The following is an 8841-nucleotide window of genomic DNA, read 5'->3' as shown; positions in this document are numbered from 1 at the left end:
GTCCAATGACCGCCTCAGCCAGTGCGTCAACGATGCCACCGCCAAGGTTCGCGAAGGCGTTAACCTGGCGCCTGCATTGGCAGTGGAAAAGGTCTTCCCGCCGGTGTTGATTCACCTGATTGCCAGCGGCGAAAAAACCGGTTCACTGCCGCCGATGCTTGAACGTGCGGCGCAGACCTTGTCCCGCGATATCGAACGCCGGGCGATGGGCATGACGGCGTTGCTGGAGCCGCTGATGATTGTGGTGATGGGGGCGGTGGTGCTGGTGATTGTGATGGCGGTGTTGTTGCCGATCATCGAGATCAACCAACTGGTGACCTGATTGCACCCGGTCAAATGTGGGAGCTGGCTTGCCTGCGATGGCATCAACTCGGTGTGCCTGATGTACCGAGGTATCTGCATCGCAGGCAAGCCAGCTCCCACATCTGGGTCGGTTTTATTCAGTTGATTCTGCTCGCTCCCTATATGCATCACTGCAACCTCGGGTTCCTCATTCCGTCACATCCAACCCACTGCGACACAGCCCACACCGCATCCAGCAAAACCCCGCTGAAACCTCGCTGTCACCTGCCTTGAAATCGCTCAAAAGCATGACCGAAACACCCGAGAATCTTTCGTAAAATCAAGCGCTTCCTCCCGAGGTTTTTTCCTTTTGCTGTCATCGGATGCTGCGAAATTGCCTACCCATGGCCTCAACCCCAGCCACCCCCGGAACACGGCCCGGGACCGAAGCCATAGCGTCATGCAAGAGCCCTCTACCCAAACGTACAAACACGACGAAAGGAGATTCTTCATGTTTAAGCGCACTATGATCGCAGCCTCTTTGGTAGTTGCAGCACTGGCTTCCGCCCAATCCATGGCCGCAGTGGTCGGTGGCGGTGCCACCCTGCCGGAAAAACTCTACGGCAGCACGGCCACTTCGACCACGGCTACCGGCATCCTCTCTGCCACCGTCCCTGGTTTTAACCCCTATATCGGTGTAGGCAGCGGCGACGGCAAAAAGGCCTTCTTCGGTAATGATTCGACCAAGCTGAAACTGGCTGCCGGCATCACCGTTGACTATGCGGGCAGTGACTCGATCGTTAGCGTTGCGGAACTGGCGGCTTATAATGCTGACGCCGTGAACGGCCGTGCCGCCTACGGCCCGTTGATTCAAATCCCGGCCGAGGCCACGTCGGTGACAGTGCCTTACCACATCGACGGCAAGACATCGCTGCAGCTCAGCAGTGGCCAGTTGGCTGATATCTTTGCCGGCAAAATCACTAACTGGAACCAGGTGCTATTCAACGGGGCTGCGGGTCCAAACCTGCAGATCAAAGTGGTCTATCGCCAGGAAACCAGCGGCACTACCGAGATCTTGACCAACCACCTCAAGGCGGTAAAACCTGCTTCGGTGCCGGCTGTCAGCAACAGCTTCGTCACCGCCATCGGTTTTGACCCAGCCACCAGCGCTCCGGCCGGCTCAAGCTACATCGCGGTCACCGGCAGTCAAGGTGTTGCCACTGCCATTACCAACAACAACGGTGCCATCGGTTACGTCAGCCCTGACTATGCACAGTTCAACAGCGCTGCCGCTGTTGCTTCGGTCAACGGTTTCCTGCCGACTGAAGTCAACGTTCAAGCCAGCCTTGACGGTGTTGTACCTCCGGTTCTTGGCAGCGACGAAGCCAAAAATCCTCTGAACTGGGTCCCTACGTTTCCTAACCCTACCGCAGGCTACCCCATTGTGGGCTACACCAACCTGGTCTTCAGCCAGTGCTACAAAGACACCACTGACACCGCGCGTATCCGTGTGTTCTTGAACCGTCACTACACCGGTTTGAACAACGCAACCACCAGCAGCCACTCGTTCATCCCGTTGTCCGCTACTTGGCAGAAAGCTGTCCACGACAACTTCTACGCCACCACCAGCGCCCTGCGCCTGGGCGACACCAACACCTGCAACGGTATTGGCCGTCCGCAGTAAGCCCCGTCTCGACAGGGTTTGCCCCACAACCGGCAATGACTTCGCGTCATTGCCGGTTTTGTCGTTTCCTCGCCCAACCCGCCAGTTGAACCGCACTGCGTGAACATTGTGTGACAACAGTTCGGTCGCGCCCCCCGGCAACTGCCTTAAGCAATAACCCCGACACGTGGCCGCGCAGTGTTTGCGTGCCCGTCGTTCGCCTGACCCGTCAAAAGGACCTGTAAGTGATGCGTTCCCGACTGAAGCTGCCTGCTACCCGTGCCGACAAGGTGCCTGCCACCTCAGGTCAAGTGTTGCTGCTCAAACCCCTGGCCCAGGTCATTGCGCTGCTGGTGTTTGCCGGTGGTGCCCACGCGGCGCAGCCTCAGGCGTTCAGTTCGGGCTGGTTTTCGGCCAAGGGCGCAGCGCAAACGGCCGGCAGCGCACGACCGGGTGTGGTGATGCCGGGAACGCCGCCGCCGTTGTCCCAGCAACAGCGCGGCAACGAGCAGTTGCAGCGCTCCTTGCAGAACCTCAATACCAGCGTCGCCGCGATTGCCGCGCAACAGGCCGTGCAGGCCGCTGCCAGAAGCAGCGCGGGCGCGGCGCCGCAGAGCATCCACAACGGCCTGGGTGGTAATGGCTTGAATGTGGTGATTGGCGCAGATGGCAAGCCGCTGTTCGTCAACGCCGAAGGGCCGGTGCAGACCGATGCCAACGGCAAGACGCTGGTGTCGATCAAGCAGACGGCCGACAAGGCGATCCTCAATTGGCAAACCTTCAACGTGGGCCGCGACACCACCGTGCAGTTCCAGCAGAACAGCGATTGGGCGGTGCTCAACAAGATCAATAACAGCACCGCGCCTAGCCAGATCCAGGGGGCGATCAAGGCCGACGGCACGGTGATGATCGTCAACGGCAACGGCGTGGTGTTCAGCGGCAGCAGCCAGGTCAATGTGCGCAACCTGGTGGCGGCAGCCACCGGGTTCAGCGATGAGCAATTCACCGCCAGGGGCCTGTACAGCGCCAGCAACAGCGCGCCGAGTTTTGCCCAGGCCGCTGGCAATGTGACGGTCGAGCGCGGCGCGCAGATCCAGACCCAGGTGCCCGCGACATCGACGGCGGGTGGCGGTTATGTGCTGTTGCTGGGCAAAGAGGTGGCAAACGCCGGGAGCATTTCCACTGCACGCGGCCAGACTGTGCTGGCGGCGGGCGACAGCTTTGTGATCAAGAAGGGCTACAGCACTGACGGCAATGTTGCTTCCACTACACGCGGCAACGAAGTCAGCGTCACCGGCAGTGGCAAGGCCAGCAACACGGGGTTGATCCAGGCCTCTACGGGGGACATCACCCTGACCGGCCAGCAGGTGCTGCAAAACGGCGTGGTGCTTTCAAGCTCCTCGGTGGAAGCACGTGGCACCGTGCATTTGAAGGGCACCGGCAGCAACGCCAGCGTAAGCCTGGGCGAGGGCAGCCTCAGCGCCATTGTGCTCGACAGCAGCAACGCCCTCGACAGCCAGCGCGCCGGGTTGATTACCCCGGCGGCTGACCAGGCCGGTAACGTCGTGCCGGCTGACGTGTACCGGCGCGACCAATCCCTGGTGGAAATCACCAGTGACGGCACGGTGGACTTTCGCAGCGGCTCCCTGACGCTGGCAACGGGTGGTCAGGTCGGCGTGAAGGCGGCGCAGCGCAGCTTGCTGCGTGACGGCGCAGTGATCGACGTGTCCGGCGCCATCGGCGTCAAGTTGGCGATGGAGTCCAACAGCGTCAAGGTCAATATCCAGGGTAACGAGCAGCGCGATGCGGCGGTCAACCGTGACGGCAAAACGCTGAACAACAACGATGTGTGGGTGGATGTCCGCGACCTGATTTTTGTCCCGGCCGGCACCAATGGCTATGCCACCGACCGCTGGTACACCGCGGGCGGCCTGCTGGAAGTGGGCGGCTATCTGGGCACGCGCAACCACGGCATTGGCGAATGGATGGCCCAGGGCGGCACGGTGACGTTCAGCGGCAAGGACGTGGTGACCCGGCAGGGTTCGCAGATCAACCTGTCGGGCGGCACCCTTGATGTGCAGGCCGGCAAGATCCAGCAAACCTGGCTCAAAGGCCCTGATGGACGCTTGTACGAGCTGTCCAGTGCGCCGGGGGATTTGCTTTATACCGGGATCTACAAGGGTTACGAAGACCACAGCCAGCGCTGGGGCGTGACCGACTATTACTACAACCCGCTGATCGCCCCGCGCGAGCGCAGCGAAGCCGGCTATACCGTCGGGCGCGATGCCGGGCGCCTGGTCGTCAGTACTGCCGGCGCCGTGCTGGAAGGGCAAATTGTCGGCGACACCTACCAGGGTGAGCGCCAGACCCAGGCTGCGCAAAAAGGCCTGGACGGTTACCTGCAATCGCAAAAAGCCGTGGCCCGTGGCGCCGCCCTGGTGGTGGGCAGCTATGTGCCGTACTACGTCAAGGACAGTGCCCAGTTGCAGTATGCCTTGGGCGCGGACGCCAACACGGCGAAGAACGTGGTGCTGGGGCCAAGGGCCGCTGCCGTCGCGGCCGGGTTGGACTTGAACAGCGCACTGCCGGCTGATCGAGTGTCGACGTTGTATCTGGACAGTGAGGCGTTGAGCGCGACGAAACTGGGATCGATCAAGGTCGCCAGCACCGGCTCGATTCTGGTCAATGGCGCTCTGGAGGTGGAGCCCGCCGGTGACATCACCTTGTTTGGTCCCAAGATCGAGGTCAATGCCAACCTCACCGCGCATTCCGGCAGCCTGCAGCTGGGCAACGTGCAGGCGCAGATTACGCCGACCGGCAAGAACGACGTGACCCTTGGTGGTCGCGGCAGCTTGGTTGTCAATGCTGGCGTGTCGCTGGATACCAGCGGTCTGTGGAGCAACCAGTTGCTCAGTGTGAGCGACAGCAGCCGGTTGCCTTACCTCAACGGCGGCAACGTGGCCTTGCGCAGCAGTGGCGATGTGAGCCTGGCAGCCGGCAGCCGGGTGGACGTGTCTTCCGGCGCGGCCCTGGATGCCAGGAACCAACTGATCGGTGGCAAGGGCGGCGACGTCACGCTTGCGGCCAACGCCAACAGTGCAGACAGCCGCGGCAACCTGGCCCTCAACGGCGAGTTGCTCGGCTATGGCGTCAGTGGCGGCGGGCGCTTGAGTGTGCAGGCCGGCAAGGTGCTGATCAGTGATCAGCCGGCCGCGCCCCAGGCGGGCACGCTGCAACTCGACAGCGGGTTCTTCAACAAAGGCTTTGGTGCCTACGACATCACCGGCAACGAAGGTTTGTTAGTGGCCGACGGTACTCAGGTCGACGTGACTGCGCCGGTTTACCGCCTCAATGACACCGCGCAAAACCTGGTGAGCGGCGCCGACCCGCGCAGCGCATTGCAAATCTGGACGCCGCCGCAATACCGCGAAACCCCCACCAAGGGCCAGTTGACCCTGCGCAAAGGCGCGAGCCTGAGCTTGCAAGCAGGTACCGCATTGTCCACTGCGGCGCAGATGGCTGCGGTGCAGGCGCGCATTGGCCAGGGTGCGGTGATCAACGTGGATCCGGGCCAGTCCATCGGCGTGCGCAGCATTGGCCAGTTGACCGTGGACGGCACGTTGAATGCCTGGGGCGGCACTATCACCCTGGGTGGCGTCAGCGTGCAGCCCACGGTGGCCGATGGTGTTGAGGCCAAAGGTCACGACCGTTCGATCTGGGTCGGCGAACACGCCGTGCTGGACGTGGCCGCACGCGCAGCCACGGCTGTCGACAGCCTGGGGCGGCGCTACGGCGTGGTGGGCCAGGGCGGCACTCTCGTGATTGGCGGGGTGATTGACCCGGCCACCGGCGTCGCCAGCGCGGCCAACCTGTTTGTGGTGGTGCGCGAAGGCGCACGCCTGGACGCCTCTGGTAGCCAGGCGCTACTGGACATGTCCGGTGCCGGCCCCACAGTGGTCGCCAGCCGTGGCGGCACCATCTCCCTGGCTTCCAACAATGGCCTTTATCTGGACGGCACGCTTAGCGCCAACAGCGGCGGCGCCGGTGCGGCGGGTGGCAGCCTGAACGTGGCCCTGGAAGCGCCGTTGTACCTCGATACCGCCGCTGCCCGTGTGCGCCAGGCGCGTGAATTGATCGTCAGTGCCGCCGATTCAGGCGCGCCTTTACCGATCGGCAGTACGCCCGAAGCGGTGGCGGGCGGCTTGACCTACGGGCATGGACGGCTGACGGCCAACCAGGTCAGCGCCGGCGGTTTCGACAACCTGTCGCTGCTGAGCAACGGCCTGATCAGCTTTGACGGTGATGTGTCCTTGCGTCTGGGGCAGAGCCTGAGCCTGTATTCAGGGGCCATGGCTTTGACCGATAGCGCCGCGAAGCCGTCTCAGGTGTTTTTGACCGCACCCTATGTGCGCCTTGCCGGGGTGGGCAACAACAACAGCGCCACCGACAGCCTGGTGCGCCCGACGGTCCAGGGCGGCGTTTCCACTCAAGGTACGGCTGGCCTGTTGAGCGTCGAAGCGTCGAACGTGCTGGATGTGCGTGATAGCGTCAATTTCGGCGCCCATGCCGAGCGCTCCAAAGCGTTGGCCAACGGTATTGACCGGCGTGCCTTTGACCAGGCTCATTTGGTCAGCCAGGGGGATATGCGCTTTCTGGCCCGAAGCGCCGACAAAACCCAAACCGCCCTGACCACCCAAGCCGACCTGAACCTGATCGCCGCGCAGATTTACCCGGCGACCGGGGCCGTTGCCGAGGTGACGGCAGGTAACACCGGCGGTGAATTTGACCCGGCGCGTACGTTGCGCATTGGCCGGGTGCGCAGTACGGACCCGGCGCTGCCTTACTCAGTGTTCGGCAGCCTATCGCTGAACGCCTCGACCATCGAGCAAGGCGGTGTGCTTCGCGCGCCTATGGGCAGTCTCAGCTTGGGTGTGGACGGTGGTATTACGCGCGCTACCAAAGTGATCAATCTGTTGCCGGGCAGCCTGACCTCTGTCAGCGCAGGTGGCCTGGTGCTGCCTTATGGTGGAACAGTCGACGGCGTGACGTGGCGCTACGACGGCAAGCAGGTAGAGTTGTTGGGCGTTGGCGGCACCCGCAGTACAGGTAATGCGGCGGTGGGTGTGCAACTGGCGGGCGGCTCGCTGAATGTGCAACGGGACGCAGTGCTGGACCTTTCCGGTGGCGGCCAATTGCTTGGCGCGGCATTCGTTTCCGGGCGCGGCGGTTCCACGGATGCGCGCTACAACCCCTTGGTGCAAATCGGAGCGGACGGACGCTTTTCCTTACCGGGCCTGGCCACCAACCCCATCTATGCGATTGTCCCCGGCAGCCAGCCCTGGGTAGCGCCGAGCGGCGGCGAAGCGGGCGCGACCCAGCCTCTGGTCGGCCAGCAAATCAATATCGGTGCGGGTGTGCCTGGCCTGCCACAGGGGACCTACACCTTGCTGCCGTCCACTTACGCCCTGTTGCCAGGGGCGTTTCGGTTGGAGATCAACGGCTTGGCCGCGCCGTTCGCCAGCGGCGCGATGCACAGCGCCGCGGCCATGAATAACGGTTCCTGGTCAACCGAAGGCTTGCTGTCGGTTGCCGGTACTCACATTCGTGACAGTTTATCGAGCCAGTTGATTGTCACTCCGGCTGAGGTATTGCGCCGTTATTCCCAGTACAACGAAACCGCTTACGCAGACTTTATTCGCGCGGATGCGGCACGCCTGGGTGTGCCACGTGCTGCGCTTGAAGCCGATGCCAAAACCCTGAGATTGCGACTGGTGGGCGGTCAAAAAGACCTGGGGTTCAGCTTTGATGGTGAGGGGCGCTTCAACCCCGCACAGGGCGGTTTTGGTGCCACTGTTGCGGTGCTGTCCAGTGGCGACATAGAAGTGGTTTCTGACACCGCAACGGCCAGTAGCGCTGCATTGATGGCGTCGGTGCGGGCCAGCGACTTGAATGCCTTGGGGGCTGCCCGTTTGGTGGTGGGCGGTGAACTGACGGTGGTGTATGGCCAAGGTGGCAACTTCGTCAGGTCCGACCTGGCAGCCATCACCGCGAGCTCGGTGGTTGTGCGCCAGGACGCGACCCTGGCGGCGCCGGAAGTGTTCCTGGTGTCGGGCAGGTCATCGGGCGCGATTGAAATCGAGCAAGGTGCGTCGATCAATACCTTGGGGCGCGGCAAGGCCGCCTATGACTCCGATGATGGTTTTATCTACCGGCCGGGCACCCGCAGCGTGTTGGCAGTCTCCAATGGACGTTTGCAGATGCTGGCGCCGGTAAACGGTGACGGCCCCAGTGGGCCGGGCAGCATTCTTATCGGCCAATGCAGCCTGAGTGCCTGCAGCGGCGACGCATCACTCTATTCCGAAGGCTCGATAGCCTTTGCCACCACCAACCGGTTTGCCTTGAGTGACAGCGTGCGCTATGGCACCCGCCATCTGGCCCTGGCGGTGGGTGGGATCAACGTCGGCAGTGCCCAAGCGCTGGCCGACGCCGCTGCGCGGGGTGTGCTGCCGTCGGGCCTGACCCTCAACCAGCAGGTGCTGGACCGCCTGCTGCGCGGCGATGCTTCCAGCGGTGCACCGGCCTTGCAAAGCCTGGCGCTGACCGCCGGGCAATCGTTGAATTTTTATGGCAACACCACGCTGAGCACCCTCGACAGTTCGGGTAAGTCGCTGCTCGATGAGCTGCTGCTGACCACGCCTGCGATCTATGGGTACGGCAGCGCCAGTGATGTGGCGCTGATCCAGACCGGCACCCTGGTATGGGGTGGCGCCACCAGCACACCGCCAGCCGTGATCAGCAATGGGGCGGGTACCGGCAGCGGCACCCTGGGCCTGATGTACCGTCAGGCTGCCTTTGTGGTTGGCCGTGATACGTTCGCTGGCGTTGAGGTTGACCGT

At 62.8% G+C, this 8841-nt stretch carries 3 protein-coding genes; all 3 read left to right on the top strand.

What is annotated here, in order from left to right; translation table 11 throughout:
- On the top strand, positions 1–322 hold a 322-nt coding region (locus FEM54_RS16910), incomplete at its 5' end, for a type II secretion system F family protein (protein ID WP_171045856.1).
- Positions 323–793: 471 nt separating this feature from the next.
- Positions 794–1966 (top strand): substrate-binding domain-containing protein, encoded by a 1173-nt coding sequence (locus FEM54_RS16905; RefSeq protein WP_017139649.1) that lies wholly within the window; start codon positions 794–796, stop codon positions 1964–1966.
- Between the two features lie 227 nt (positions 1967–2193).
- Positions 2194–8841, top strand: a 6648-nt coding sequence (locus FEM54_RS16900) for a two-partner secretion domain-containing protein (RefSeq protein ID WP_240792759.1), incomplete at its 3' end; no start/stop codon positions are given.

It is taken from the genome of Pseudomonas edaphica, assembly GCF_005863185.1.
Classification (GTDB): domain Bacteria; phylum Pseudomonadota; class Gammaproteobacteria; order Pseudomonadales; family Pseudomonadaceae; genus Aquipseudomonas; species Aquipseudomonas edaphica.
Note: the sequence above shows the minus strand (reverse complement) of the source record. Positions and strands in the feature narration are given on the sequence as shown.

What these genes read in the sequence shown, in the direction of transcription:
- FEM54_RS16905 (WP_017139649.1), top strand. Translation starts at nt 794, where the DNA reads ATGTTTAAGCGCACTATGATCGCAGCCTCTTTGGTAGTTGCAGCACTG.